Origin of the sequence: Acidovorax sp. Root402 (assembly GCF_001425125.1) — a bacterium.
Taxonomy (GTDB): domain Bacteria; phylum Pseudomonadota; class Gammaproteobacteria; order Burkholderiales; family Burkholderiaceae_C; genus Acidovorax; species Acidovorax delafieldii.
This window is the reverse complement of record NZ_LMDQ01000014.1, coordinates 641,277-665,596: the sequence shown is the minus strand read 5'-3', so window position 1 is coordinate 665,596 and position 24,320 is coordinate 641,277. Positions and strand designations below refer to the sequence as shown.

Genomic DNA, 24,320 nt, shown 5'->3' with positions numbered 1-24,320 from the left:
TCGCTGCAGGGCGGCCTTTGCTCGGCGGCCACTGGCTTGGACCACGCCAGTTTCATAGGCCGACGTGCGTTGCGAATAGTTTGGAGATTGAAGACTTATGAGCAAACCCCGCATCTTGGTCGCCCGCGCGATCTTTCCTGACGTCGTGGACCGCCTGCGCGAGCACTTTGACGTGGAGGCCAACCCTGACGACGTGATCTGGACCCCGCAAGAGCTGGCCGCGCGCCTGGCCGACAAGGACGGTGTGCTGACCACCGGCAGCCAGCGCATCGACGCTGCGCTGCTGTCCGCTGCGCCTCGCCTGAAGGTCTGCGCCAACATGGCCGTGGGCTACAACAACTTTGACGTGGATGCCATGACCGCCGCGGGTGTGTTGGGCACCAACACGCCCGATGTGCTCACCGAGACCACCGCCGACTTCGGCTTTGCATTGCTGATGGCCACGGCCCGCCGCATGACCGAGAGCGAGCATTACCTGCGTGCCGGGAAGTGGACCAAGTGGAGCTACGACATGTTCGCGGGCAGCGACATCCACGGCAGCACGCTGGGCATCATCGGCATGGGCCGCATCGGGCAGGGCATTGCCAAGCGCGGCGCGCACGGCTTTGGCATGAAGGTGGTCTACCACAACCGTTCGCGCCTGTCGGCCGAGCTGGAGGCCGAATGCAAGGCCACCTACGTGGGCAAGGACGAGTTGCTGCGCACCGCAGACCATGTGGTGCTGGTGGTGCCCTACACGCCCGCGTCGCACCACACCATCGGCGCGGCCGAGCTGGCGTTGATGAAGCCCACGGCGACGCTCGTCAACATTGCGCGTGGCGGCATCGTGGACGATGCGGCCCTGGCTGTGGCCCTGCGCGAGCGTCGCATTGCGGCGGCTGGGCTGGATGTGTTTGAGGGTGAACCCAGCGTACACCCCGACCTGCTGACAGTGCCCAACGTGGTGCTTACGCCGCACATTGCCAGCGCCACGGTGCCTACCCGGCGCGCCATGGCCAACCTGGCGGCGGATAACCTGATTGCCTTCTTTGACGGGCGAGGGCCGCTCACGCCTGTGAATCAGCCCTCCACCCTGCGTTGATGCAGGGTTTCGATTCCAATCGACCGGATGCGCTAGTCAATCATGCGCTGATAGCTATCAAAAATATAGTAAACCTTGGCCACTGACACACTTGTTCTCTTGGCGGTGCTGGCACTGGCGCTGGTCCTTCTGGTGGTGCTGTTGCTGCGCCGTCCCCGTGTGGACCTGCCGCCCGAGTGGCTGGCACGCCTGCAGTCGCTGGAGCAAACCACACAGGCGACGCAGATTGCGGTGGCCAAGAATGACGGCGCGCTGGACGGCATGGGCCAGCAACTGCGTGGCTTTACCCAGACCACGCAGTCCACGCTGGAGACACTGCGCCATGCCGTGGACGAACGCCTGGCCCAGGCCGTGGCCGAATCCCGCAACGGCCGCGCCGAGCTGTTGGCTGCCTTTGGCGTATTCGAGGCGCGTCTGGAGCAGCGCCTCACGGCCCTGGATGCGGCCACACGCCTCACGCTCGATTCGCTCAAGGGCGATACCCAGTCGCAGCTGGGAGTGATGTCGCAAGCGCTCAAGGACCAGCTCGAAGCCAACGGCTTTCAGATCAAGAACCAGTTTGCGGTGCTGCAAGACGCCGTGTCGCAGCAGCTCACCGGGCTGGTGCAGGGCAGCCAGCACAACGCCGAGCAGCTGCGCACCGCCCTCAACGAGCGCCTGGCCGCCATCCAGGCCGACAACGCCACCAAGCTCGAAGAAATGCGCCGCACGGTGGACGAAAAGCTGCACGCCACGCTGGAGCAGCGCCTGGGCGAGTCGTTCAAGCTGGTGAGCGACCGGCTCGAACAAGTGCACAAGGGCCTGGGCGAAATGCAGACCCTGGCGGGCAGCGTGGGCGACTTGAAGCGCGTGATGACCAACGTGAAGTCGCGCGGCACCTGGGGCGAAATGCAGCTGGGCGCCATCATCGATAACGTGCTCACGCCCGACCAGTTCGCGCGCAACGTCAAGACCGTGCCGGGCAGCGATGAGCTGGTGGAATTTGCGATCCGCCTGCCCGGCAAGAGCGACGAGCACCCGGTGTGGCTGCCCATCGACTCCAAGTACCCAGTGGAGCAGTACCAGCGCCTGCTGGACGCGCAGGACGCGGCCGACAAGGCAGCCATTCTGTCGGCAGGCAATGCGTTCGAGACGTCGATCAAGCTGGAGGCCAAGAAGATCTTTGCCAAGTATGTGTCGCCCCCACACACCACCGACTTCGCCGTGCTCTACCTGCCCACCGAGGGCCTGTTTGCCGAGGTGATGCGCCGCCCCGGCCTGGTCGAATCCGTGCAGAACGAGTGCCGCGTGATGATCACCGGCCCGGCCAACCTGGCCGCCATGCTCAACAGCCTGCAAATGGGCTTCAAGACGCTGGCGATCGAAAAGCGCTCGTCCGAGGTGTGGAGCCTCTTGGGCATGGTCAAGACAGAGTTCGCCAAGTTTGGCGATGTGGTCGAGGCCACCAAAAAATCCATCGATGCCGCCGCCAAGAAGTTTGACGAGGTGGGGGTGCGCACCCGCGCCATCCAGCGCAAGCTGCGGGATGTGCAGGACCTGCCTGCGCCCGACACGGCCGTGCCGCTGGCAGGGGCCAGTCCATCGGCATTGCCTGGTTTGGATTCCGAGGACGACCTGCCGTGAACTGGGCCCTGGCGCGCCTGATTGCGGGGCAGATCTGCGTGCACGCCTGCATGGCGGGCATGCGACTGGCGGCGCCACTGCTGGCGCTGCGCGAGGGCCACAGTGCAGCAGCCGTGGGGGTGTTGCTGGCATTGTTCGCACTCACGCAGGTTTTTCTGGCCTTGCCCGCAGGGCGCTATGCGGACCGGCACGGCTTGAAGCGCCCCGTGGGCTACGCGGTGGCCCTTGCATCGGCAGGCGCTGCGCTGGCGCTGGTGTTCCCCGTCTTTCCGGTGTTGTGTGTGGCTGCGTTGATGACCGGTGGCGCCACCGGGGCCGCCACCATTGCACTGCAGCGCCACGTGGGGCGCGCTGCGCACGACGCCACGCAGCTCAAGCAGGTGTTCAGCTGGCTGGCCATCGGGCCTGCGGTGTCCAACTTCATCGGGCCTTTCTGCGCGGGGCTCATGATCGACAACGCGGGCAGTGCTGCGGGCAGCACCGAGGGCTATCGCGCCGCCTTCGCCCTGATGGCGGTGTTGCCCCTGCTCACCTGGTTCTGGGTGCGAGACACGGTCGAGTTGCCGCCCGTGATTGCCGCCGCGGGCGGCCCCCCGCAGCGCGCGTGGGACCTGATGAACGAACCTCCGTTTCGCCGCTTGCTGCTGGTCAACTGGATCTTGTCCTCGTGCTGGGACGTGCACACCTTCGTGGTCCCGCTGCTGGGGCACGAGCGGGGCCTGTCAGCGTCCGTCATTGGCTCCATCCTGGGGGCGTTTGCGATTGCCGCTGCCGTCATCCGCGTGCTCATGCCCATCGTGGCAGAGCGCCTGCGCGAACGGGTGGTGGTGGCGGGCGCCATGGTCGCTACGGCTGTGCTGTTTGGCGTCTACCCGCTGCTGCACAGCGCGCTGGCGATGGGCGCGTGTTCGGTGCTGCTCGGGTTTGCACTGGGCTCGGTGCAGCCCATGGTGATGAGCCTGCTGCACCAGATCACGCCGCCGGCCCGCCATGGCGAAGCACTGGGCCTGCGGCTCATGGCCATCAACGCATCCAGCGTGCTCATGCCCATGCTGTTCGGCTCCGCCGGTGCCGTGATTGGGGTGGGAGGGCTGTTCTGGGTGGTGGGCTGCGCCGTGGGGGCCGGTGCACGGACGGCGTGGCGGATGGGCGAAAACCACTCCGCAGAGTCCCCCCAAAAAGGGTAAACAGGTGTAAATTGCCCCCACCCGGCAGCGGGTTTCGAGAGGGGGCGTTCATGTACCTGCGAATTTGGTCACGGCGCGTGTTGCCATGGTGCGCGGTTCTGGCCTGGGGAGGCAGTCTGTCATGCGTGGCGCGGGCTGATGACCTTGTACAGCAAGCGTTGGCGCTGGTTCAGCAGGGCCAAGCACTTCAGGCGTTCCGCTTGCTGGATGCGCAGGAGGCCCAGCGCGCTGGCGACCCGGTGTTTGATGCCGCCATGGGCGATGCGGCGCATGCCGCCGGGCAATACACGCGCGCCATCATGGCGCGAGAGCGCTGGCTGGCTGCTCAACCCGGCAGCACGGAGGCCCAGGTAGCGCTCGGGCAATCCTTGCAGGCGGTGGGCGACCGCCGGGGCGTGATGGCCTTGCCCGCGCCGGTGCAGGCCGCACTCATTCCGGTGGATGCCGGGCACACGCTGGATCAGTTTCTGTATTCCTACGATCGCCTGGATGCCGGAGGGCGCTCTTCGCTCAAGGGCTACGTGGAGTTGGGCGTCGGCCATGACTCCAATGCCAACGCAGCGCCCGTGGTGGGCGAACTGCAGTCTCCAGTGCCTGGCACGCCGGCGTGGGCGCTGCTGCCCGAGGCCCTGGCGACCTCGGGCAACTATGTGGTGGCGCAAGCGGGGCTGCGGGGGCGGGCGGTACTCAATTCGCGCTGGTCGGTGGTGGGCACAGCTGTGGGGGCTGCCCGGCACTATGGGGGCAGCGCAGACCGGTTCGACCACACGGCACTGGATGGCACCCTGGGCTTGGCTTGGCGGGCCGAGCGCCATGAGCTGATCGCGTCTGGCCAAGGGTCTTACTACGCGCTGGACGGCACGCGGTTGCGCACCATGGGCGGAGTGCTGGGTGAATGGATTTACCGCATAGACGGGTTTCGCCAGTGGGGCAGTTTTGTACAGGTGCTCGATGTGCGTTATCCCGACCAGGCGCTGCGCAATGTGCGCCGCAGCGTGGTGGGCACCTCGTATTCCCATCTGTTTCGCAATGGCTCATCGGCCTATGGGGGCATGTACGGTGGTCAGGAGCGCGCGCAGGCCAGTGGTGCTGACGCGCTGGGCCACCGGCTGTGGGGCCTGAGGGCGGGGGGGCAGTGGCCCCTGGCGCCTCAGTGGTCGGTGTTTGCCAGTGCGGACTGGGAACACCGGCGCTACGGCGGGCAGGACCCGTTTTTTGCGGTCACCCGTACCGACCGGCAGGCCCAGGTGGCTCTGGGGCTGAACTGGACTCCATCGCCTGGGTGGCGGGTCACGCCGCAATGGTCGTTCACGCGCAACGCATCCACACTGCCCATCACCGACTATGAGCGCCGGGTGTTCTCCATCACCGTGCGCCGGGAGTTCTGAATGCTGTTACATGGCTGGTCCTGTGCCGACGCACCTGGGAGTTGTCTATGACGTCAGACCAAAAATACGCGCGGCTGGCGCTGCTGATGGGCATGGTGGCAGCCTGGCCCCTGACCGGGCTGGCCGCTGCGGGGCTGGTGCAGTTCGCGGCGGGAGACGTGCAGCTACGGCGGGGCGAAACCTTGTCCCGCCTGTCAAAAGGTGCCGAACTCGATGGTGGAGATGTGGTGCTCACCGGCACCGAAGGAAGGGCACAGATACGGTTCTCCGACGGGGGGCTGGTGGCCTTGTACCCAGACTCGCAATTCACCGTCACCCGATATGCCGACGGTGCAGGAGCGGGCGAAGACCACTTTGTGGTGAACCTGCTGCGGGGGGGGATGCGCGCCCTCACGGGGCTCATCGGCAAACGCAATCCCGCCAACTACAAGGTGGTCACACCGACGGCGGTGGTGGGCATCCGGGGTTCCGCTTTCTTACTGGCCATCGATGCCAACGGCCAGGTGTTCGTGTCAGGGGAGCAGGACGAGATCGAGGTCTGCACCCAGGCGGGCTGTGTGGGTGTGACGGCGGGCGAGGCCGTGCTGGTGGTCTCAGACCAGGACTTGCCTGTCTATACCCATACCCGTGCGTTGTTGCCGGTGCCCCAGGTTCAGACACCCTTACTGGCGGGCGACCAGCTGGATGTGCAGGGGCGCCGCGCCTTTGTCTACATCGTTCCGGCGCCGGTACCTGTGCCCGTTCCACCGCCGCCAGAGACCGCGCCGCCCCCAGCGCCCGTGCCCCCACCACCTCCCACGGGTACACCACAGCCGGGTACTCCAGCGCCGCCCGCCCCGACACCGACTACGCCACCGCCACCGCCACCCACGCGGCCTGCGGCACCGCCGGTGACAACGGCACCGCCGCCTGCCACGACGGCGCCACCGCCGCCGACAGTGCGGCCGCCTATCGTGTTCATCCCGGTCCTGCCGATCATCCTGCGCCCGCCACCTCCGCCGCCACCGCCTGTCATCAGGTAGCAGAAAGAGGCCTCAACACTCCACCGACACGCGCGTGCGTCGGTGGAGGGTTAACTTTCAGAGCTTGTAAAACGCCCGGATCAGGTCCCAGGCCTCCTGAGGGTCATCGGTGTAGTGAAACAGGTTGAGGTCCTGCGCAGAGATGGTGCCTTCTTCCACCAGTACGTCGAAGTTGATGAGGCGCTTCCAGTAGTCGGTGCCGAACAGCACGATGGGTACAGGCTTGGCCTTTTTGGTCTGAACCAGGGTCAGCACTTCAAACAGCTCGTCTAGCGTGCCAAAGCCGCCAGGAAAGGCCACCAGCGCCTTGGCACGCATCATGAAATGCATCTTGCGCAGCGCGAAGTAGTGGAACTTGAAGGACAGCGAAGGCGAGATGAAGCGGTTGCCGCTTTGCTCGTGGGGCAGGGCAATGTTCAGGCCCACGTTCAGTGCACCCGCATCGTGGGCGCCCCGGTTGGCGGCCTCCATGATGCCTGGGCCGCCGCCGGTGCAGATGTAGATGCGGTCGGCAGGGCGCTGGCGTTCGCTGTAGTCGGCCACCAGCTTGGCGAACTGGCGCGCCAGGTCGTAATAGCCCGCGTTGCGCACAGCCAGGCGCGAGCGGCGCACGCGTTCGGCGTCGCCACTGGCTTCGGCCTCGGCCAGCTGTGCTGCGGCTTCGTCGGGTGCGACGAAGCGCGCGCTGCCGTACACCACCACGGTGCTTTCAATGCCTTGTTCGGCCTGGCCCAGGTCGGGCTTGAGCATTTCGAGCTGAAAGCGGATGCCCCGGGTTTCGCGGCGGAACATGAATTCGGGGTCGGCAAAGGCCATGCGGTTGGCATCGGCCTGCAGGGGGTTGCCGTTGTGGGCGTGGTTGTGCAGCTCGGCCCAGGCATCGGCCAGGCGGCGTTCGTTGAGTTGGGTGTTGGATTCCATGAGGGGCTCGCGTATCGGTAGGTGAACTGAGAAGAGAGGGGCGGCACCGGCAGCAGCGGGTGGGGGCCCATGCAGTGTGGCGTGAATGAATGAAGAAATGACGTGCTAGTGCAGGAACATCAAGCGCGAGATGCTATGAAATACGAAGCAGTTTGCATGCCAAGCACCGTCAGGCCCAGCGAGCCCAGCAGGTGCAGTGCAGTGGTGCCCAGTGCCATGGCGTAGCGCTGCACCATCAGCATCTCAACGACTTCGGCAGAGAAGCTGGAGAACGTGGTGAGTGCGCCCAGGAATCCTGTGACCAGTGCCAGTCGCCACACAGGGTCGAGTTGCGGCATGGCGTGGAACACAGCGACGCACACCCCAATGAGATAGCCACCCACCAGATTGGCGGCGAGTGTGCCCCAGGGAATGAGGCCCCCGGGGCTGAGCCACAGACCCAGGCGCCAGCGCGCCAGTGCGCCCACACAGGCGCCGATGCAGATGGCAAGAACGTTCAACATCAGGCCATTGTCGCCGGATTTCTGGAGCGTCGGACTGGCTCCTCTCCATCCCTCGAAACGCCAAGCGGGGCGTCCCCGGTGGGGGCGCCCCGCTTGGCTGTGCCTGCTGGCGGCAGGTGCGTTCAGCGTGCCGACATCTGCTGCGGCAGCCAGGTCACGATGCCGGGGAAGACATAGATCAACGCCACAGCGCCACACATCAGGAAGAACATGGGCATGGCCACCTTGGCGATCCAGGGCAGCTGGCGCCCTGTCATGCCCTGCAGCACAAACAGGTTGAAGCCCACGGGCGGCGTGATCTGCGCCATCTCCACCACCAGCACGATGAAGATGCCGAACCAGATGGTGTCGATGCCGGCCGCCTGCACCGTGGGCATGAGCACGCCCATGGTCAGCACCACCATCGAGATACCGTCGAGAAAGCAGCCCAGGATGATGTAGAAAACCGCCAGCGCCACGATGAGCTGCGCCTGGTTCAAGCCCAGCGACGCGATCCATTCCGCGAGGTGGCGCGGCAAGCCGATGTAGCCCATGGCCAGCGTGAGAAAAGCGGCGCCAGCCAGGATCAGCGCGATCATGCAGTACAGGCGCGTTGCGCCCATCAGCGAGTCCTTGAACGTGCCCCAGGTCATGGAGCCCTGCACGGCCGACAACACCAGTGAGCCCACCACGCCCACGGCCGCTGCCTCGGTGGCGGTGGCAAAGCCGGTGTAGATGGAGCCCAGTACCGCCGCGATCAGCAGCACCACGGGGATCAGGCTGCGGGATTCGGACAGCTTTTGCATGAAGCTCATGCGCGCATCGGCGGCGGGCACCTGTTCGGGGTGGCGCAATGCCCACAGCATGATGTAGCCCGAGAACAGCGCCGCCAGCAGGATGCCCGGCAGCACACCCGCAATGAACAGCTGCGAGATCGACACCTCGGCCGACACGCCGTACACGATCATGATGATGGACGGCGGGATCAACAGGCCCAGCGTGCTGGCACCGGCCAGCGTGCCCACCACCATGTGCTCGGGGTAGCCGCGGCGCGTCAGCTCGGGCAGCGTCATTTTGCCGATGGTTGCGCAGGTGGCGGCGCTGGACCCCGACACGGCGGCAAAGATGGTGCAGCCCACCACGTTGGTATGGAGCAACCGGCCCGGCAGCGCCTGGACCCACGGGGCCAGGCCCTTGAACATGTCTTGCGACAAACGGGTGCGGAACAGGATTTCGCCCATCCAGATGAACAGGGGCAGGGCGGTGAGGGTCCAGCTGGAGGCGCTGCCCCAGATGGTCACGGCCATCGCATCGCCCGCCGGGCGGGCGGAGAACAGCTGCATGGCGATCCAGGCGACGCCGGAGAGGGTGAGCCCGATCCATACGCCGCTGCCCAGGATCAGGAACAGCGACAGTACGAGCAGGCCGGTTATGGCGAGGTCACTCATGGTAGGTCGTGCCGGGTTTATTCATTGCGCAATGCTTCGCCAGAGGAGGCATCCACACGCTTGCCCATCATCTCCAGCACCAGCTCGTCCAGGAACGCGATCGCCAGAATCACCGTGCCCAAGGCCATGGCGATCTGCGGAATCCACAGAGGCGTGGCGTCGCTGCTGGTGGAGATGTCGTGGAACTCGTGCGACTGCCAGGCCAGCTTGCAGCTGTACACCGCGAACAGCACGGCCAGCAGGGTGGCAATGGCCAAAGCCCAGATCTCGAACGTCTTCTTGGCGCCGCCCTTCAGAAAGTTGAGCAGCAGCGTGACGCGGATGTGCTCGCCGCGCTTCAAGGTGTGGGCGAGCGCCAAGAAGCCCGATGCGGCCATCAGATAGCCCGCATAGGCATCCGTGCCCGGCACGTGGAAGTGGAACTGGCGGCTGGCGATGGACAGCAGCACCATCCCCAACAAGCCGACCATGAAAAGCGCCGCCAAGGCGGCGGCGCTGTCGTACAGAAAGTCCAGCAGACGACGCATGTGCGTGGGCGCCTGGGCTTACTTGCGGTAGGCGTCGATGAGCGCCTTGCCTTCGGGGCCGGCCTTGTCCAGCCATTCCTTGAGCATGGTGTCACCTACCTTGGCCATGTCGGCCTTCAGGGCAGCCGGTGGGGCCACCACATCCATGCCATTGGCCTTGAGCTTGGCGACGGTATCGGTGTTGACTTTGGCACTGTTGGCCCAGCCGCGTGCTTCGGCGTCGGCACCAGCCTTCAGCAGCGCTTCCTGGCTGGGCTTGTCTAGGGCGTCAAACGCCTTCTTGTTCACCAGTACGGCGTTCTTGGGCAGCCAGGCCTGGGTGTCGTAGTAGAACTTGAGGTGTTCGTACAGCTTGCTGTCCACACCGGTGGCGCCCGAGGTCATCGTCGATTCGACCACGCCCGTGGCGAGCGCCTGCGAGAACTCTGCGGCCTGCACCGTCACGGGCTGGGCGCCGACCAGCTCGGCAATGCGCGCGGTGGCAGGGCTGTAGGCGCGCCACTTGATGCCCTTGAGGTCGGCGGCAGAGGCCAGCGGCTTCTTGGTGTAGATGCCTTGTGGAGGCCAGGCCACGGCGTACAGCAGCATCATTCCCTGCTCAGCCAGCTTCTTTTCCAGGAAGGGCTTTTGCGCGGCGTAGAGCTTCTTGGAGGCGTCGTAGCTATCGGCCAGGAAGGGCAGGCCATCCACGCCAAACAGCTGCCATTCGTTCTGGAAGTTGGCCAGCAGGATCTCGCCCATCTGCGCCTGGCCGCCTTGCACAGCGCGCTTGATTTCAGGGGCCTTGAACAGCGCGGCGTTGGCATGCACCGTGATCTTGAGCTTGCCGCCCGTGGCCTTGTCCACATCGCTGGCCAGCTGCACCATGTTTTCGGTGTGGAAGTTGGTGGCGGGGTAGGCGGCGGCCAGGTCCCACTTGGTCTGGGCGAATGCCGAGGTGGCAGACAGGCCCGCAGCCAGAGTCAGGGCGAGTGCGGTCACGGGGAAGATTCGACGCTTCATGGATATTGCTCCGCAGGGTTGTATGTACAAGATTGGATGTAACAAATCACTGTATCGGAAGCCGATCCGATTGCGATAGGTGTTTTGCCTAAACGCTGACAAATTGCCAACAAATTACCATCGACTTGCCTACAATGCCCCATGCATATCCCGTGCCAATGACAGAACCCGCAGGCCTGAACCCGCCATGAAATCTGACGCCAAGCCCAAGGCCAAAACCGACTCCGGTCCCATCGTGTCTTCGGCGCATCTGGTGTCGGCGCAGAGTGCAGAGATGAGCGAGTTCGAGTTCGGCCTCATCGTGGCGGGCAACGCGTTCCACCGCTGGGTGGTGCACTGCATGGCGGCGGCGGGCCTCAAGGACCTGACGCCGCTCGACGTGGTGGTGCTGCACCACGTCACGCACCGTGCGCGCGACAAGCGATTGGCCGACATCTGCTTCATCATGAACGTGGAAGACACACACCTGGTGAACTACTCGCTCAAAAAGCTGCAGACCCTGGGCGTGGTCGCCTCGCAGAAGAACGGCAAGGAAGTCACCTACGCCGCCACCGACACCGGCCGCGCCTATGTGCAGCGCTACCGCGAGATCCGCGAGAGCTGCCTCATCGATGCCTTGAATGCCGATGACGCGCTGAACCGCGACATCGGCGAACTGGCCCGTTTGCTGCGTGTGCTCTCGGGCATGTATGACCAGGCAGCGCGCTCCGCAGCGTCGCTGTGACAACCTGCCCCTGGTTTCTGGTTTTTTGAATGAAATGCAGCTGTAGTGCAGGTATTCAATGCGCTGGCAGCTATTGATTAGATAGCATCATCATGTCCCAACAAGTTTCTCCTTTGTCCCGCTGGCAGTTCTGGATCGACCGGGGCGGCACCTTCACCGACGTGGTGGGAAAGCGCCCGGACGGCACCTTGGTCACGCACAAGCTGCTGTCCGAGAACCCCGAGCAGTACAAGGACGCGGCGGTGGCCGGCATTCGCCACCTGCTGGGCTTGCAGCCGGGCGAGCCGGTGACGCCCGCGCTGGTGGAGTGCGTGAAGATGGGCACTACCGTGGCCACCAACGCGCTCCTGGAGCGCAAGGGCGAGCCCACGCTGCTCATCACCACCAAGGGCTTCAAGGACGCGCTGCGCATTGCGTACCAGAACCGCCCCCGTTTGTTTGACCGCCACATCGTGCTGCCCGAGCTGCTCTATGAGCGCGTCGTCGAAGCGCAGGAGCGCATGGGTGCTCAGGGCGAAGTGATCGAGCCGCTGGATGAAGCCCACCTGAAGGAACGCCTGTGGGCGGCCTACGACGCGGGCCTGCGCAGCGCGGCCATCGTGTTCATGCACGGCTACCGCTACACCACGCACGAAGAAGCCGCCGCCCGCATCGCGCGCGAAATCGGCTTTACGCAGGTTAGCGCATCGCATGCCACCAGCCCCATGATGAAGCTGGTGAGCCGGGGCGACACCACGGTGGTGGATGCGTACCTGTCGCCCATCCTGCGCCGCTATGTGGACCAGGTGGCGAGCGAAATGCCAGGCGTGAAGCTGTTCTTCATGCAGTCGTCGGGCGGCCTCACGGACGCGCAGGTATTCCAGGGCAAGGATGCGATCCTCTCTGGCCCCGCCGGTGGCATCGTCGGCATGGCGCGCACCGCGGGCCTTGCGGGCCACGACAAGGTCATCGGTTTTGACATGGGTGGTACCAGCACCGACGTGAGCCACTACGCAGGCGAGTTCGAGCGCGAGTTCGAAACCCAGGTGGCCGGTGTGCGCATGCGCGCGCCCATGATGAGCATCCACACCGTGGCGGCCGGTGGTGGCTCCATCCTGGGTTTTGACGGCGCCCGTTTCCGCGTGGGCCCCGAAAGCGCGGGCGCCAACCCTGGCCCCGCCAGCTACCGCCGGGGCGGCCCGCTGGCCGTGACTGATGCGAACGTGATGGTGGGCAAGATCCAGCCAGCGCACTTCCCCAAGGTGTTTGGCCACGCAGCCAACGAGGCACTGGATGGCGATGCGGTGGCACAGAAGTTTGGTGATCTCGCCGCCCAAACCGGTCGCAAGGCCGAAGACGTAGCCCATGGCTTCATTCAGATCGCTGTGCAGCAGATGGCCAATGCGATCAAGAAGATCAGCGTGGCGCGCGGCTACGACGTGACGCGTTACACGCTGCAGTGTTTTGGCGGCGCGGGCGGCCAGCATGCGTGTTTGGTGGCCGATGCTTTAGGCATGACGCGCGTGTTTGTGCATCCGCTGGCGGGCGTGCTCAGCGCCTACGGCATGGGCCTGGCGGACCAGAACGTGATCCGTGAGCAGGCCGTAGAGACCAAGCTCGTGCCCGAGGCGTTGCCCGGCATCGAGGCCACGCTGGAGCAACTGGCCACCACCGCACGCACCGAGCTGGAGCGCCAGCAGGTGGGCGCGGGCACTGCGCTGGTGCACCGCCGGGTGCATGTGCGCTATGAGGGCAGCGACTCGGCGCTCATCGTGCCGTTGGGTTCGATGGCCGAAATCACCGCCGCGTTCGAGAACGCCTACCGCCAGCGTTTTGCGTTCCTCATGCAGGGCAAGGGCCTGGTGGTGGAGGCTGTGTCGGTCGAGGCCGTGGTGCCCGGCGACGCGCCCGTGGAGCCACGCCACACGCTACAGCCCGCGCGCGAGGTGCCGCGCCGCAGCACCGTGCGCATGTACACCGGTGGCATCGATGGCGTGCCTGCATGGCACGACGCCGCCCTGGTGGTGCGCGAGGATTTGCGCCCCGGCGACGTGATCCCCGGCCCGGCCATCATTGCCGAGAAGAATGCCACCACCATCGTGGAGCCCGGCTGGGAGGCCGCGCTGACCGACCTGGACCACCTGCTGCTCAACCGCCGTGTGGCGCGCGCCGTGCAACATGCCGTGGGCACCACGGTGGACCCGGTGCTGCTGGAGGTGTTCAACAACCTGTTCATGAACATTGCCGAGCAGATGGGGCTGCAGCTGCAGAATACGGCGTACTCGGTGAACATCAAGGAGCGCCTGGACTTCAGCTGCGCGCTATTTGACACCGCAGGCAACCTGATTGCCAATGCGCCCCACATGCCCGTTCACCTGGGCAGCATGGGCGAGAGCATCAAGACCGTGATCCGCGAGAACGCGGGCCGCATGCAGCCCGGCGATGTGTTCGTGCTCAACGACCCGTACCACGGTGGCACGCACCTGCCGGACATCACGGTCATTACGCCGGTCTACATCGCCAACGAGGCCGAGCCCACGTTCTATGTGGGCAGCCGGGGCCACCACGCCGATGTGGGCGGTACCACGCCGGGCTCCATGCCGCCGTTCTCCACGCGCATTGAAGAAGAGGGCGTGCAGATCAATAACGTGAAGCTGGTGGAACGCGGTGTGCTGCGCGAGGCCGAGATGATTGCGCTGCTGGAAAGCGGCGAATACCCGAGCCGCAACCCCCAGCAGAACATGGCCGACCTGCGCGCGCAGATCGCCGCCAACGAGAAAGGCCAGCAGGAGCTGCGCCGCATGGTGGCCGAGTTTGGGCTGGACGTGGTGCAGGCCTATATGCGCCATGTGCAGGACAACGCCGAAGAGTCCGTGCGCCGTGTTATCACACGGCTGAAGGATGGTGCGTTCACGCTGCCTCTGGACAACGGCGCCCAGATCAGCGTGGCCGTGAAGGTGGATGCAGCGAGCCGCAGCGCCACCATCGACTTCACCGGCACCAGCCCGCAGCAGACCAACAACTTCAACGCGCCCACGGCGGTGTGCATGGCGGCGGTGCTGTATGTGTTCCGCACGCTGGTGGATGACGACATTCCGCTGAATGCGGGGTGCCTCAAGCCGCTCAACGTCATCATCCCGCCGGGCAGCATGCTCAACCCCAATCCGCCAGCCTCGGTGGTGGCGGGCAATGTGGAGACTTCTACCTGCATCACCAACGCGCTGTACGGCGCACTGGGCCTGATGGCGGCGGGGCAGTGCACCATGAACAACTTCACCTTTGGCAGCACGCGCTACCAGTACTACGAGACCATCTCGGGCGGTAGCGGCGCGGGCGGTGTGTGGGATGCCAACGGGCAGCTGGTGGGCGGTTTTGGTGGCACCAGCGTCGTGCAATGCCACATGACCAACTCGCGCCTGACGGACCCCGAGGTGCTGGAGTTTCGCTTTCCGGTGCGGCTGGAGGGCTACGAGATCCGCAAGGGCTCGGGAGGCGCCGGGCAGTGGAAAGGTGGCGACGGCGGCGTGCGCCGTGTGCGCTTTCTGGAGCCCATGACGGCCAGCATCTTGTCGAACGGCCGCCACCATGGCGCGTTTGGCATGGCGGGTGGTCAGCCGGGTGCCGTGGGTATCAACAAGGTGGTGCGCAGCGATGGCCGGGTGGAGCTGCTGGACCACATCGGCCAGGCAGAGATGCTGCCGGGCGATGTGTTCGAGATTCACACCCCCGGCGGCGGCGGGTTTGGTGTGTCGGGGGCGAAGTAAGAGCCAGAAATGCCACAAGCGCATGTTTTATATGCGCCTACAGCTATCAAATCAGGAGTGGTTGATCAGGCGTCTTTGACTTCCGTGTTCACACCCACCTTGGGTTGGCTCAGGCTGGGCGGCACGTCGCGCCCGGTCTGCCGTGCGCGGAACAGCGCCGCGCGCATGAGAAAGATCGACATCACCGGCACCGTGATCGCCACGAACGCGGCGATCAGCAAAGCATGCAGCGCCAGGCTGCGGTGGGCCACCGAGAAGTACAGCACGGTGCCGTGCATGATCAGCCAGCAGCCCAGCGTGGCAATGATGGAGGGCGCGTGTACCCGTTCAAAAAACGTGGGCAGCCGCAGCAGCCCGATGGAGCCCAGCAGGGCCAGCGCAGCACCGGCCAGCACCAGCACGGCCACGATGATTTCCAGCCACAGCGGAAGAACCGCCGTAGCGGTGGTGGCAGCGTCGGTCATTCGATCACCTCGCCGCGCAGCAAAAACTTGGCCATGGCCATGGAGCCGACAAAGCTGAACAGCGCCAGCAGCAGTGCGGCCTCAAAGTAGTTCTTGCTGCCGTAGAGCAGGCCCAGCACCAGCATCACCAGCATGCCGCTCAAGTACATGCAGTCCAGCGCCAACACGCGGTCTTGCGCGGAAGGGCCCTTGAGCAGTCGGATCAACGCGCAGCCCATGGCCAGCGCGAGCATGAGCAGGGCGGCCGGCAGGGCCCAGTCCAGCACGGGGGTCATTCAAAAATCTCCATCAAGGGCGTCTCGTAGCGCTGCTTCACGTCAGCGATCACCGCGGCGGGGTCGTCCAACTCCAGCACGTGCAGCAGCAGCATGCTGCGGTCCAGAGAGATCTCGGCCCACGCGGTACCGGGTGTGATGCACACGATCATCGCCAGCACGGCCAATGCGTTGGGGTCCCGCACGTCCAGCGGGATGTGCACAAAGCCCGCAGGGTGGCGCCTGCGGCCGGGCGCCAGCAGCAGGCGTGCCACCGCCAGGTTGGACCGGGTGGTGTCTGCCACCACCGTGAGTGCCAGGCGCAGGACGGTGCCCGGCTTGCGGATGCGCACCGGCAGCGGGCGCAGCCCGGCGGTGAGCAGCGGGATGGCCAGTGCCAGCACAGAGCCCAGCACCAGGTGGCCTGCACTCAGGCTGCGGTTGAGCAGCAGCCACAGGCCCAGGAGCGCCAGCGAGAGCAGCGGGGCAGGCACCAGGCGCCGCAATAGACCCGGGCGTGGCGGCATGGCGGGGGCGTTGGACGCCGCAGGTTGAGCAGGTTGGGTCATGGCTTGTCCCCCGGTGGCGTGGTTTCAGGCATCGCCGCAGGCGAAGCCGCGACGGGCGCAGCGGTCATCACCGCACGCACGTAAGTGCTGGGCGCATGCAGGGCATCGGCCGTGGCCTGGGTGTAGCGCATCACCGCCCCAGCCTGCCACACCAGCGCCACGCAAGCCAGCAGCAGCAGCGCAATGGGCAGCCCCTCCAGCACCAAAAGCTGCGGTGAAGCCCGGCCCTGGGCCGACCAGAAATGGCGAATGCCCGCGCGTGTGAGTGCCAGCAGCGCCAGCAGCCCCGAGCCCACCAGCAGCGCCACCAGCATCCAGCCCGCAGCGCCCAGGCGGATACCCTGGGCCGCGCCCAGCCCCAGCGGGTTGAGCAGTGCATGGATCATGGCGAACTTGCCCACAAAACCGGGCAAGGGCGGCAGGCCCGCAATGACCAGCGTGCAGGCCATGAACGCCAGGCCCAGAAAGGCCGCTGCGGCGGGGATGACCTGGCCGATCAGCGCCTGTTCCTTGTCGTCCAGGTTCATGCCCTCGGTGGGCACCAGGTCGGCCGACAGAAAGGGTGCGTCGTCGGTCTGCTCATACGGAGCCAGGTTGGCACCGTTGTTGCGCCAGCGGTCGATCAGGTCGGTGAGCAGGAACAGCGCACTCACGGCCAGGGTAGAGCTGAGCAGGTAGTACAGCAGCCCGCCCGTGAGCAGGTTTTGCCCGAAGCCCACGGCGGCCAGCAGCGTGCCCGACGACAGCACGGCGCTGAACCCGGCCAGGTGCCCCAGCCGCTGCGAGCCCAGCATGCCAATGGCACCAAAGGCCATGGTCAGCATGCCACCGCCAATGAGCCATTGGCTGCCAAACAGTGCGGATTCACCGGCCTCGGCGCCAAACATCAGCGTCCATAGCCGCAGCACGCTGTACACGCCCACCTTGGTCATGAGCGCGAAAAGCGCACCCACGGGCGCCGTGGCCGCACTGTAGGCAGGCACCAGCCAGAAGTTGAGCGGCCACACGGCGGCCTTGATGAGGAACGCGACCGCCAGAATCGCAGCGGCCGCATGCAGCAGCCCCCGGTCTGCCACGGCCACACCCGCAATGCTCTGGGCCAGGTCGGCCATGTTGAGCGTGCCGGTGATGCCGTACAGCATCGACACCCCGATGAGGAACAGCGAAGAGGCGGCGAGGTTGATGGCGATGTAGTGCAGCCCCGCCGACACGCGCGGGCGGCCCGAGCCGTGCAGCAGCAGCCCGTAGGACGCCGCCAGCATGATCTCGAAGAACACAAACAGGTTGAACAGGTCGGCCGTGAGGAACGCGCCTGCCAGCCCCATGAGCTGGAACTGGAACAGCGGGTGAAAGTGCACACCCGCTCGGTGCCAGCGCGCGGCCGAGAACAGCACCGTGGCGAGCGCCACTGTACTGGTCAGCACCAGCATCATGGCCGAGAGGCGGTCGATGACCAGCACGATGCCGAACGGCGCCGGCCAGTTGCCCGGCAGGTACACGCCCAGGCTGGTCTGCACGCTGGGCTCCTTGGCCTGCACCAGCAGCAACACAGCCACCACCAGGCCGACCAGGGTCGATGTGATGTTGAGCGTGACCTTGGTGCGCTGGCGTTCCTCGCGCAGCAGCAGCATGAGCCCGGCCGTGAGCAGGGGCAGCGCAATGGGCGCGAGGATCAGGTGTGGCATCAGCCACGCGGTGATCGATGCGGTGATGCTCGTGCCTCCCGTCATGGCATTTCCTGCACGTCTTTACCCTTGGTGCCGTCCACATGGTCGGTGCCTGCCATGCCGCGCGATGCCAGCAACACCACGAGGAAGAGGGCGGTCATGGCAAAGCCGATCACGATGGCCGTGAGCGTGAGTGCCTGAGGCATGGGGTCGGCATAGTGGGCCAGGTCTTGCGGCACCCCGGGCTGCAGCACGGGCTCCTTGTCAATCGCGAGGCCCAGGCGGCCCATGCTGAAAATGAAGAGGTTGACGGCGTACGACAGCAGCGACAGGCCCATGATGACCTGGAAGGTGCGGGGCCGCAGCAGCAGCCACACGCCGGAGCCGGTGAGCACGCCGATGGCCAGGGCCAGTATCAGTTCCATGGACCTTCTCCCGGTGTGGCGGCGGCCTGGGCTTCTTCGGCCGCGCGTGCGTTGTTGTAGCGGTGGCTGCGCACCGACTGGTGGGCAATGCCGGTGAGAATGAGCATGGTGGAGCCCACCACCAGGGTGAACACGCCGATGTCGAAGAACAGCGCGCTGGCCACGTGGATCTCACCCACCACGGGCAGCGAAAAATGCGCCGTGTGGCTGGTCAAAAACGGATAGCCCCAGGCCAGTGCGCCCAGGCCCGTGGCCAGTGCGGCGAGCAGGCCCACGCCGATCCAGCGGCGCGGGTACAGCGGCAGATGCGCCTCGACCCACGAGGTGCCCGAGACGATGTACTGCAGCAGCAGGGCCACCGAGAACACCAGCCCCGCCACAAAGCCGCCGCCGGGCTCGTTGTGGCCGCGCATGAAGAGGTAGACCGCTACCAGCGTGGCAAACGGCAGCATCAGCCGCACCAGCACGGCGGGCACCATGAGGTAGCCCACGGCGGTGTCGGCAGTCTGGCGTGGGTTGGCGAGGTCGGTGTCCACATCGGCGGGCAGTGCGCGCTGCTGGGGCGGCAGGTCCATCACCTCGCGCGCAGGGCGGAAGCGCCGCAGCAGCGCATAGACCGTGAGGGCCACGATGCCGAGCACCACGATCTCGCCAAAGGTGTCAAAGCCCCGGAAGTCCACCAGCATGACGTTGACCACGTTGGTGCCGCCCCCTTCTGTAAGCGCACGCTCCAGAAAGAAGGTGGAGGTGCTGTCGGGGAAGGGGCGGCTCATCATCGCGAACGACAGCAGGGCCATGCCACCCCCTGCTGCCAACGTCAGCGCCATGTCGCGGTAGCGGCGCAGCTGGGTGCGGCGCTCTTCGGCCAGCGTGGGCACGCGCAGGCTCTCGTCGCGCCGCGGCAGCCAGCGCAGGCCCAGCAGGATGAGGATGGTGGTCACCACCTCCACCACGATCTGTGTGAGCGCCAGGTCGGGCGCCGAGAACCAAAGGAACGTGAGGCACACGCACAGCCCGGAGCCACCCAGCAGCGTCAGTGCCGCCAGCCGGTGGTATTTGGCCTGCCAGGCTGCCGCCACGGCGCACACGGCACCCAGCAACCACAGCAGCGCAAAGGCGGGCGACAGCGGCAGCTGCACCCGGTCGCCAATGGGCAGGCCCCGCGCCCACAGGGGCAGGGTGCCCGCCACCAGCGCGGCGCAGACCAGCCACAGCATTTGCCACTGCAGGCGACCGGTGCCCAGCAGGTGGCGGCCATTGCGGCCCATCAGGCTGAGCACGGCCAGCGTGGCCTCGAAGGCCCGCTGGCCGCTGATGCGGCGCATGACGGGTGGCGCATCGATGGCACCCTTTTCGCGCTGCCAGCGCAGCAGTGCGTAGAGCGCGATGCCCCCGCCCAACGCCACCAAGCTCATCACAATGGGGGTGTTGAACCCATGCCAGACCGCCAGGCTGTACGTGGGCAGCTCGCCTCCCACCACGGGCCGTGCGGCAGCGGCCAGGTAGGCCCCCACCGACCATGCGGGCAACGTGCCCACCACGAGGCAGGCCAGCACCAGCAGTTCGACCGGAACGCGCATCCAGTGCGGCGGCTCATGGGGCGGGCGCGGCAGGTCGGTGGCGGGCGGGCCAAAGAACACATCCACCGTGAAGCGCAGCGAGTACGCCACGCTGAACATGCCGGCCACCGTGGCGGCCACCGGCAGCAGCCATTCGAGCAATGGCGTGGTGTTCACGTACACCGTCTCGGCAAAGAACATTTCCTTGGACAGGAAGCCATTGAGCAGCGGCACGCCCGCCATGGCTGCACTGGCCACCATGGCCAGGGTGGCGGTGATCGGCATCATGGTGCGCAGGCCCGACAGGCGCCGGATGTCCCGCGTGCCGCTTTCATGGTCCACGATGCCCACGGCCATGAACAGCGAGGCCTTGAAGGTGGCGTGGTTCATGATGTGGAACACGGCCGCCACGGCGGCCAGCGGGCTGTTCAGGCCCAGCAGCAGGGTGATGAGGCCCAGGTGCGAAATGGTCGAGTACGCCAGCAGCCCCTTGAGGTCGTTCTGGAACATGGCCGCGTAGCCGCCCACCAGCAAGGTGGCGAGGCCCGCGCCGCCCACCAGCCAGAACCACTGCTCGGTGCCCGCCAGCGCGGGCCACAGGCGCGCCAGCAGAAACACGCCCGCCTTGACCATGGTGGCTGAATGCAGGTAGGCCGACACAGGCGTGGGCGCGGCCATGGCGTGGGGCAACCAGAAGTGGAAGGGGAACTGCGCGCTTTTGGTGAGCGTGCCCAGCAGAATCAGTACGAGCGCGATGGTGTACAGCGCGTGGTTCTGGATGAGCTGGCCGGCGGCGAGCACATGATCGAGGTCGTAGCTGCCAACGATGTGCCCCAGCACCAGCATGCCCGCCAGCATGGCCAGGCCGCCCGTGCCGGTGACGGTGAGCGCCATGCGCGCGCCGCGCCGCGCATCCTTGCGGTGGTGCCAGTAGCCGATCAGCAGAAACGAAAACAGGCTGGTCAGCTCCCAGAAAAACGCAATCTGGATGATGTTGCCCGACAGAACAACGCCTGCCATCCCACCCATGAAGGCCAGAAAAAACGAGAAGAAGCGCGGCACCGGGTCGGCCGCAGACATGTAGTAGCGCGCATACAGCACCACCAGGCTGCCCACGCCCAGCACCAGCATGCAGAACATCCAGGCAAAGCCGTCCATGCGGATGACGAGGTTCAGGCCCAGCGCGGGCAGCCAGGCCAGCTCTTGCCGGATCACGCCGCCGTCTGCAATCTGCGGGAAGTAGAGCGCCGCCTGCACGGTGCAGAACAGGGCGATGAGTCCTGCCAGGGTGGACTCGGTATTGCGGGCGTTGGAGGGCAGAACCGCTGCCAGCAGGCTGCCGATGAAGGGGAGAAGGATGAGCGTGATCAGGGGCATGCGCGATTGATTCTAGGGCGTGTCCCCCTTCAATTCCCCCACGCGCTGGCGGTGCAATGCAGATGGATGCGCGAAGGGGGCGCAGCCAGTAGCGTGGCTATTGGCAAGCCGCCCGACAAAGCAGACGCCGCATTGCGCAGCCAGCCCGAAGGGAAAGCCAGCCAAGCCGCACATTGCGTCGTTGCCCTTCGCTTGTGTAGCCAAGCTACACGGCGCTCAGGGCGCCTGGCACTGCACGGCCTGGATGGCTTTCGCGTGGGGAATTGAAGGGGGATACGCCCTGGGGGCAGCGCCGAAAAAACCTGCTCGCCCCTTGCTGTCGCGCATGCCCTGCCGCAAAAAAGCAAGCCCGCTGGAGCGGGCTTGCTGCTTGTGAAGCGTGCTTAGTTTTTGCTAGCGCCGGTTGCCGGTGCTGGCGCGGCCGGTGCCGCAGTCGCCGTGGCGGGTGGTGTGGCTGGCGTGGTTGCCGTTGCGGCCTCCTTGTCAGCGCTGCCACGGGCCTTGCGGTCTGCTGCCTGGGAGCTGCTGTGCCTTTTGCCGGATTTGGCTTCTGCCTTGGCGGCGGCTGCTGCGCTGTACTTCTTGCCGTTGACGGTCAGGCCCTCTTTGGAGAAGTTGACGGCACTCTTGTTGCCCACGCCGCCCACACGGCCGATGAAGTCGGCCCAGTCCTTGAAGGGGGCACTCTGGCGCTCCTGGAGGATGCGACCCGACAGGCCGGGCCCGATGCCCTTGATGCCATCCAGTTCGGCCTCGGTGGCGGTGTTCACGTCCACGGCGGCCCAGGTGGCGGTGGCGAGCAGCGTGGCAACCAGCAGGGTCAGCAGTTTCTTCAGCATGGCAAGGGTCTTACAGCGTTGGGGATGAAGGCTTGGGTCAGAGTTCTTCGACCCGGCGTGCGGGGTAGCTGTCCCAGGTCTGGCAGCCGGGGCATTGCCAGAAATGCTGGCGCGCCTCGAAGCCACAGGCCGCGCAGCGGTAGCGGGTCAGGGGCTTGACGGCATGGTCCAGGGCACGTTGAACCTGGGGGTGGAATTCTTCGTGTTCCAGCTTTTCGGTGGCCAGCCATTTGGCAGCAGCGACCAGGGAGCGCTCCTTGTCCAGGTGCTCCACATAACGCTGGCGGGCGGATGGGCGGGTGGCCTCGTCGGCGGCTTCCATGGCCACGATGCTTTCCAGCACGTCCAGCGAAGGCGCTTGCGCATAGTGCGCCTGCAAAAGGGCATGTACTTCCTGGGTGCGGCCGGTAGCGGTGGCAGCCTCGACCATCAGCGGGGCGGCCAGGGGCAGCGCTGCGGGGTTGCGATCGCCCAGCGCCTTGAGTGTGGACAGCACGGCAGCCGGCTGACCCATCAGGCGTTGCAGGCGCGCCAGTTCAATGCGCGCGCGCGCGGCCTCGGGAGCCGCGGCCACTGCCTGGTCCAGCAGGGCCTGAGCGCCCGGCAGGTCGCCTTGCGCGCTCAGCGCCAGCGCCTGCTCGCACAGGTAGTGGGCTTGCCGGGTGCTGAAGTCGCCCTGATCGGCGTCGTGCATCTTGCGGGCAATGGTGGCGGCATGGGGCCAGTCGCGGGAACGTTCGTAGATGGCCAGCAGCGCCAGGCGCGCCTGGGCCTCGAACGGGGTGCCCTCCAGGCGCTGCAGCGCATCTTCGGCGCGGTCGAGCAGCCCGGCCTTGAGGAAGTCGAGCGCCAGCGCATGCTGGGCGCGTTCGCGGTCAGTACGGCTCAGATCGCCGCGCGAGAGCAGGTGCTCGTGCACACGTACGGCACGGTCGTATTCGCCCCGGCGGCGAAACAGGTTGCCCAGGGCGAAGTGCAGCTCGGAGGTGTCGGGGTCGTTCTGCACGGCCTCGATGAAGGCGTCGATGGCTTGGTCCTGCTGCTCGTTGAGCAGGAAGTTCAGACCCTTGAAGTACGCCTTTGGGGCGCGGCGGTTTTCGGCGCGCAGCTGGCGCAGGTCAAAACGCGACGCCAGCCAGCCCAGCACAAACGCCAGGGGCAGGCCCAACAGTATCCAGCTCAGGTCATATTCCATGGATCGAAGGCAGGTCAGGAGGTGGTGGGGGCGCTGCCGGGGTGGCGCTGGCGGCGGGGGCCGTTACGGGCGTTGGTGCAACCACGACTGCTGCCTGGGCGCGGCGTGCAGCGTTGCGGTGGCGCCACCAGCGCGGCACCATGCCCAAGGCCCCAACGACCAGACCTGCGGCAAATGCGGTCAGCACCACCAGCACCAGCGGCGCGCGCCATTGCGTGCCAAAGAAGAAATGCACGGTCGCATCCTGCTGGTTGTTCAGCGCGAAGGCGAAGAGCGTAAAAAAAATGGCTGCCTTGAGCAGCCACAGGAGGTATTTCATCGGTCTCCCCAGTGGTGGGGCGATTCTAAGAGCTTGGCGCAGGGGGGCTGTGGATGCCTTCTCTCAGGTCAATACAAGCCAAAACGGCAGCAGGCGCTAGTGAATCATGCGCTTGCTGCTATCAATTTGATATCAGTTGCCCAGGGTGCCCGTTGCGGGCGGTGCCTTTTCTTCCATTTCGGCCGTGCGTTTGTCGACGGCTTCGCGCAGGGCCTTGCCCGGCTTGAAATGGGGCACACGCTTTTCGGGAATGGCCACGGCCTCGCCGCTGCGTGGATTGCGGCCCATGCGGGGAGGGCGGTGGTTGACCGAGAAGCTGCCAAAGCCCCGGATCTCGATGCGGTGCCCGCGCACCAGGGCCTCGCCCACGGCGTCCAGAATAGTCTTGACGGCGTATTCGGCATCGCGGTGGGTGAGCTGGCCGAAACGGGCGGCCAGTTCTTCGACGAGGTCTGAGCGGGTCATGGAATCTTGGGACATAGGCAGTCTTGGCTGAAAAAAGAG

22 protein-coding genes are annotated in these 24,320 nt (G+C 65.9%); 7 read left to right on the top strand and 15 right to left on the bottom strand.

The window, feature by feature from the left end; translation table 11 throughout:
- The first annotated feature begins 97 nt into the window (after positions 1 to 97).
- The 5 genes from ASC83_RS14190 (at position 98) to ASC83_RS14170 (ending at position 6,301) form a co-directional block, all read left to right on the top strand.
- Positions 98 to 1,081 carry a D-glycerate dehydrogenase gene (locus ASC83_RS14190; RefSeq protein WP_056063702.1) on the top strand — a complete coding sequence of 328 codons (984 nt, stop codon included), beginning with the start codon at positions 98 to 100 and terminating at the stop codon, positions 1,079 to 1,081.
- A gap of 75 nt (positions 1,082 to 1,156) precedes the next feature.
- Positions 1,157 to 2,704, top strand: a complete 1,548-nt coding sequence (gene rmuC, locus ASC83_RS14185; RefSeq protein WP_056063699.1) for a DNA recombination protein RmuC — start codon at positions 1,157 to 1,159, stop codon at positions 2,702 to 2,704.
- The gene (locus tag ASC83_RS14180) at positions 2,701 to 3,891 is read left to right on the top strand and encodes an MFS transporter (protein ID WP_056063696.1); all 1,191 of its coding nucleotides are present in this window, start codon (positions 2,701 to 2,703) and stop codon (positions 3,889 to 3,891) included. Before rmuC ends, ASC83_RS14180 begins: the two co-directional genes overlap by 4 nt.
- A gap of 158 nt (positions 3,892 to 4,049) precedes the next feature.
- On the top strand, positions 4,050 to 5,279 hold the full coding sequence (locus ASC83_RS14175) for a surface lipoprotein assembly modifier (RefSeq protein WP_235509380.1): 1,230 nt from the start codon (positions 4,050 to 4,052) through the stop codon (positions 5,277 to 5,279).
- A gap of 47 nt (positions 5,280 to 5,326) precedes the next feature.
- The gene (locus ASC83_RS14170; RefSeq protein ID WP_056063690.1) at positions 5,327 to 6,301 is read left to right on the top strand and encodes a FecR domain-containing protein; all 975 of its coding nucleotides are present in this window, start codon (positions 5,327 to 5,329) and stop codon (positions 6,299 to 6,301) included.
- 57 nt (positions 6,302 to 6,358) lie between these two features.
- On the opposite strand, the gene ASC83_RS14165 is transcribed toward ASC83_RS14170, so the two are convergent.
- From ASC83_RS14165 to ASC83_RS14145, 5 genes are all read right to left on the bottom strand, one after another.
- Positions 6,359 to 7,222, bottom strand: a complete 864-nt coding sequence (locus ASC83_RS14165) for a TIGR00730 family Rossman fold protein (protein WP_056063689.1) — start codon at positions 7,220 to 7,222, stop codon at positions 6,359 to 6,361.
- A gap of 119 nt (positions 7,223 to 7,341) precedes the next feature.
- Entirely contained in the window at positions 7,342 to 7,725 is a 384-nt protein-coding gene (crcB, locus tag ASC83_RS14160) for a fluoride efflux transporter CrcB (protein WP_056063686.1), read from the bottom strand.
- 122 nt (positions 7,726 to 7,847) lie between these two features.
- Positions 7,848 to 9,152 (bottom strand): TRAP transporter large permease, encoded by a 1,305-nt coding sequence (locus ASC83_RS14155; RefSeq protein WP_056063683.1) that lies wholly within the window; start codon positions 9,150 to 9,152, stop codon positions 7,848 to 7,850.
- 17 nt (positions 9,153 to 9,169) lie between these two features.
- Positions 9,170 to 9,679, bottom strand: coding sequence for a TRAP transporter small permease (locus tag ASC83_RS14150; RefSeq protein ID WP_056063680.1), 510 nt, complete (start codon positions 9,677 to 9,679; stop codon positions 9,170 to 9,172).
- 18 nt (positions 9,680 to 9,697) lie between these two features.
- The gene (locus tag ASC83_RS14145) at positions 9,698 to 10,681 is read right to left on the bottom strand and encodes a TRAP transporter substrate-binding protein (RefSeq protein ID WP_056063676.1); all 984 of its coding nucleotides are present in this window, start codon (positions 10,679 to 10,681) and stop codon (positions 9,698 to 9,700) included.
- Positions 10,682 to 10,868: 187 nt separating this feature from the next.
- Here ASC83_RS14145 and ASC83_RS14140 point away from each other — a divergent pair, with 187 nt between their 5' ends.
- Together ASC83_RS14140 and ASC83_RS14135 are read left to right on the top strand one after the other, a co-directional pair.
- Positions 10,869 to 11,405, top strand: coding sequence for a winged helix DNA-binding protein (locus ASC83_RS14140; protein ID WP_056063673.1), 537 nt, complete (start codon positions 10,869 to 10,871; stop codon positions 11,403 to 11,405).
- Positions 11,406 to 11,497: 92 nt separating this feature from the next.
- Entirely contained in the window at positions 11,498 to 15,148 is a 3,651-nt protein-coding gene (locus ASC83_RS14135) for a hydantoinase B/oxoprolinase family protein (protein ID WP_056063670.1), read from the top strand.
- 65 nt (positions 15,149 to 15,213) lie between these two features.
- Here the strand turns inward: ASC83_RS14135 and mnhG are convergent, their stop codons facing one another.
- The 10 genes from mnhG to ASC83_RS14085 form a co-directional block, all read right to left on the bottom strand.
- On the bottom strand, positions 15,214 to 15,612 hold the full coding sequence (gene mnhG, locus ASC83_RS14130) for a monovalent cation/H(+) antiporter subunit G (RefSeq protein ID WP_056063667.1): 399 nt from the start codon (positions 15,610 to 15,612) through the stop codon (positions 15,214 to 15,216).
- Positions 15,609 to 15,887, bottom strand: coding sequence for a K+/H+ antiporter subunit F (locus tag ASC83_RS14125; protein WP_056063664.1), 279 nt, complete (start codon positions 15,885 to 15,887; stop codon positions 15,609 to 15,611). The genes mnhG and ASC83_RS14125 overlap by 4 nt, the downstream gene beginning before the upstream one ends.
- Positions 15,884 to 16,393 (bottom strand): Na+/H+ antiporter subunit E, encoded by a 510-nt coding sequence (locus tag ASC83_RS14120; protein ID WP_056065072.1) that lies wholly within the window; start codon positions 16,391 to 16,393, stop codon positions 15,884 to 15,886. The genes ASC83_RS14125 and ASC83_RS14120 overlap by 4 nt, the downstream gene beginning before the upstream one ends.
- A 38-nt stretch (positions 16,394 to 16,431) precedes the next feature.
- Positions 16,432 to 18,165 carry a monovalent cation/H+ antiporter subunit D gene (locus tag ASC83_RS14115; protein WP_056063662.1) on the bottom strand — a complete coding sequence of 578 codons (1,734 nt, stop codon included), beginning with the start codon at positions 18,163 to 18,165 and terminating at the stop codon, positions 16,432 to 16,434.
- Positions 18,162 to 18,527: a Na+/H+ antiporter subunit C gene (locus ASC83_RS14110; RefSeq protein WP_015014440.1), complete on the bottom strand. Its 366-nt coding sequence runs from the start codon at positions 18,525 to 18,527 to the stop codon at positions 18,162 to 18,164. Before ASC83_RS14110 ends, ASC83_RS14115 begins: the two co-directional genes overlap by 4 nt.
- On the bottom strand, positions 18,518 to 21,463 hold the full coding sequence (locus ASC83_RS14105; RefSeq protein ID WP_056063660.1) for a monovalent cation/H+ antiporter subunit A: 2,946 nt from the start codon (positions 21,461 to 21,463) through the stop codon (positions 18,518 to 18,520). The genes ASC83_RS14110 and ASC83_RS14105 overlap by 10 nt, the downstream gene beginning before the upstream one ends.
- Before the next feature lie 383 nt (positions 21,464 to 21,846).
- Complete coding sequence (locus tag ASC83_RS14100) at positions 21,847 to 22,302, bottom strand: helix-hairpin-helix domain-containing protein (protein WP_056063657.1); 456 nt, start codon at positions 22,300 to 22,302, stop codon at positions 21,847 to 21,849.
- Positions 22,303 to 22,339: 37 nt separating this feature from the next.
- A complete protein-coding gene (gene lapB / locus ASC83_RS14095; RefSeq protein WP_056063654.1) occupies positions 22,340 to 23,497 on the bottom strand; it encodes a lipopolysaccharide assembly protein LapB in 1,158 nt (385 codons plus the stop codon).
- Complete coding sequence (locus tag ASC83_RS14090; RefSeq protein ID WP_056063651.1) at positions 23,487 to 23,816, bottom strand: lipopolysaccharide assembly LapA domain-containing protein; 330 nt, start codon at positions 23,814 to 23,816, stop codon at positions 23,487 to 23,489. Before ASC83_RS14090 ends, lapB begins: the two co-directional genes overlap by 11 nt.
- A 132-nt stretch (positions 23,817 to 23,948) precedes the next feature.
- Positions 23,949 to 24,281: an integration host factor subunit beta gene (locus ASC83_RS14085; RefSeq protein ID WP_056065071.1), complete on the bottom strand. Its 333-nt coding sequence runs from the start codon at positions 24,279 to 24,281 to the stop codon at positions 23,949 to 23,951.
- Positions 24,282 to 24,320 lie beyond the last annotated feature (39 nt).

What these genes read in the sequence shown, in the direction of transcription:
- ASC83_RS14190 (WP_056063702.1), top strand. Translation starts at nt 98, where the DNA reads ATGAGCAAACCCCGCATCTTGGTCGCCCGCGCGATCTTTCCTGACGTC.
- ASC83_RS14170 (WP_056063690.1), top strand. Translation starts at nt 5,327, where the DNA reads ATGACGTCAGACCAAAAATACGCGCGGCTGGCGCTGCTGATGGGCATG.
- ASC83_RS14165 (WP_056063689.1), bottom strand. Translation starts at nt 7,222, where the DNA reads ATGGAATCCAACACCCAACTCAACGAACGCCGCCTGGCCGATGCCTGG.
- crcB (WP_056063686.1), bottom strand. Translation starts at nt 7,725, where the DNA reads ATGTTGAACGTTCTTGCCATCTGCATCGGCGCCTGTGTGGGCGCACTG.
- ASC83_RS14155 (WP_056063683.1), bottom strand. Translation starts at nt 9,152, where the DNA reads ATGAGTGACCTCGCCATAACCGGCCTGCTCGTACTGTCGCTGTTCCTG.
- ASC83_RS14150 (WP_056063680.1), bottom strand. Translation starts at nt 9,679, where the DNA reads ATGCGTCGTCTGCTGGACTTTCTGTACGACAGCGCCGCCGCCTTGGCG.
- ASC83_RS14145 (WP_056063676.1), bottom strand. Translation starts at nt 10,681, where the DNA reads ATGAAGCGTCGAATCTTCCCCGTGACCGCACTCGCCCTGACTCTGGCT.
- ASC83_RS14140 (WP_056063673.1), top strand. Translation starts at nt 10,869, where the DNA reads ATGAAATCTGACGCCAAGCCCAAGGCCAAAACCGACTCCGGTCCCATC.
- ASC83_RS14135 (WP_056063670.1), top strand. Translation starts at nt 11,498, where the DNA reads ATGTCCCAACAAGTTTCTCCTTTGTCCCGCTGGCAGTTCTGGATCGAC.
- mnhG (WP_056063667.1), bottom strand. Translation starts at nt 15,612, where the DNA reads ATGACCGACGCTGCCACCACCGCTACGGCGGTTCTTCCGCTGTGGCTG.
- ASC83_RS14125 (WP_056063664.1), bottom strand. Translation starts at nt 15,887, where the DNA reads ATGACCCCCGTGCTGGACTGGGCCCTGCCGGCCGCCCTGCTCATGCTC.
- ASC83_RS14120 (WP_056065072.1), bottom strand. Translation starts at nt 16,393, where the DNA reads ATGCCGCCACGCCCGGGTCTATTGCGGCGCCTGGTGCCTGCCCCGCTG.
- ASC83_RS14115 (WP_056063662.1), bottom strand. Translation starts at nt 18,165, where the DNA reads ATGACGGGAGGCACGAGCATCACCGCATCGATCACCGCGTGGCTGATG.
- ASC83_RS14110 (WP_015014440.1), bottom strand. Translation starts at nt 18,527, where the DNA reads ATGGAACTGATACTGGCCCTGGCCATCGGCGTGCTCACCGGCTCCGGC.
- ASC83_RS14105 (WP_056063660.1), bottom strand. Translation starts at nt 21,463, where the DNA reads ATGCCCCTGATCACGCTCATCCTTCTCCCCTTCATCGGCAGCCTGCTG.
- ASC83_RS14100 (WP_056063657.1), bottom strand. Translation starts at nt 22,302, where the DNA reads ATGCTGAAGAAACTGCTGACCCTGCTGGTTGCCACGCTGCTCGCCACC.
- lapB (WP_056063654.1), bottom strand. Translation starts at nt 23,497, where the DNA reads ATGGAATATGACCTGAGCTGGATACTGTTGGGCCTGCCCCTGGCGTTT.
- ASC83_RS14090 (WP_056063651.1), bottom strand. Translation starts at nt 23,816, where the DNA reads ATGAAATACCTCCTGTGGCTGCTCAAGGCAGCCATTTTTTTTACGCTC.
- ASC83_RS14085 (WP_056065071.1), bottom strand. Translation starts at nt 24,281, where the DNA reads ATGACCCGCTCAGACCTCGTCGAAGAACTGGCCGCCCGTTTCGGCCAG.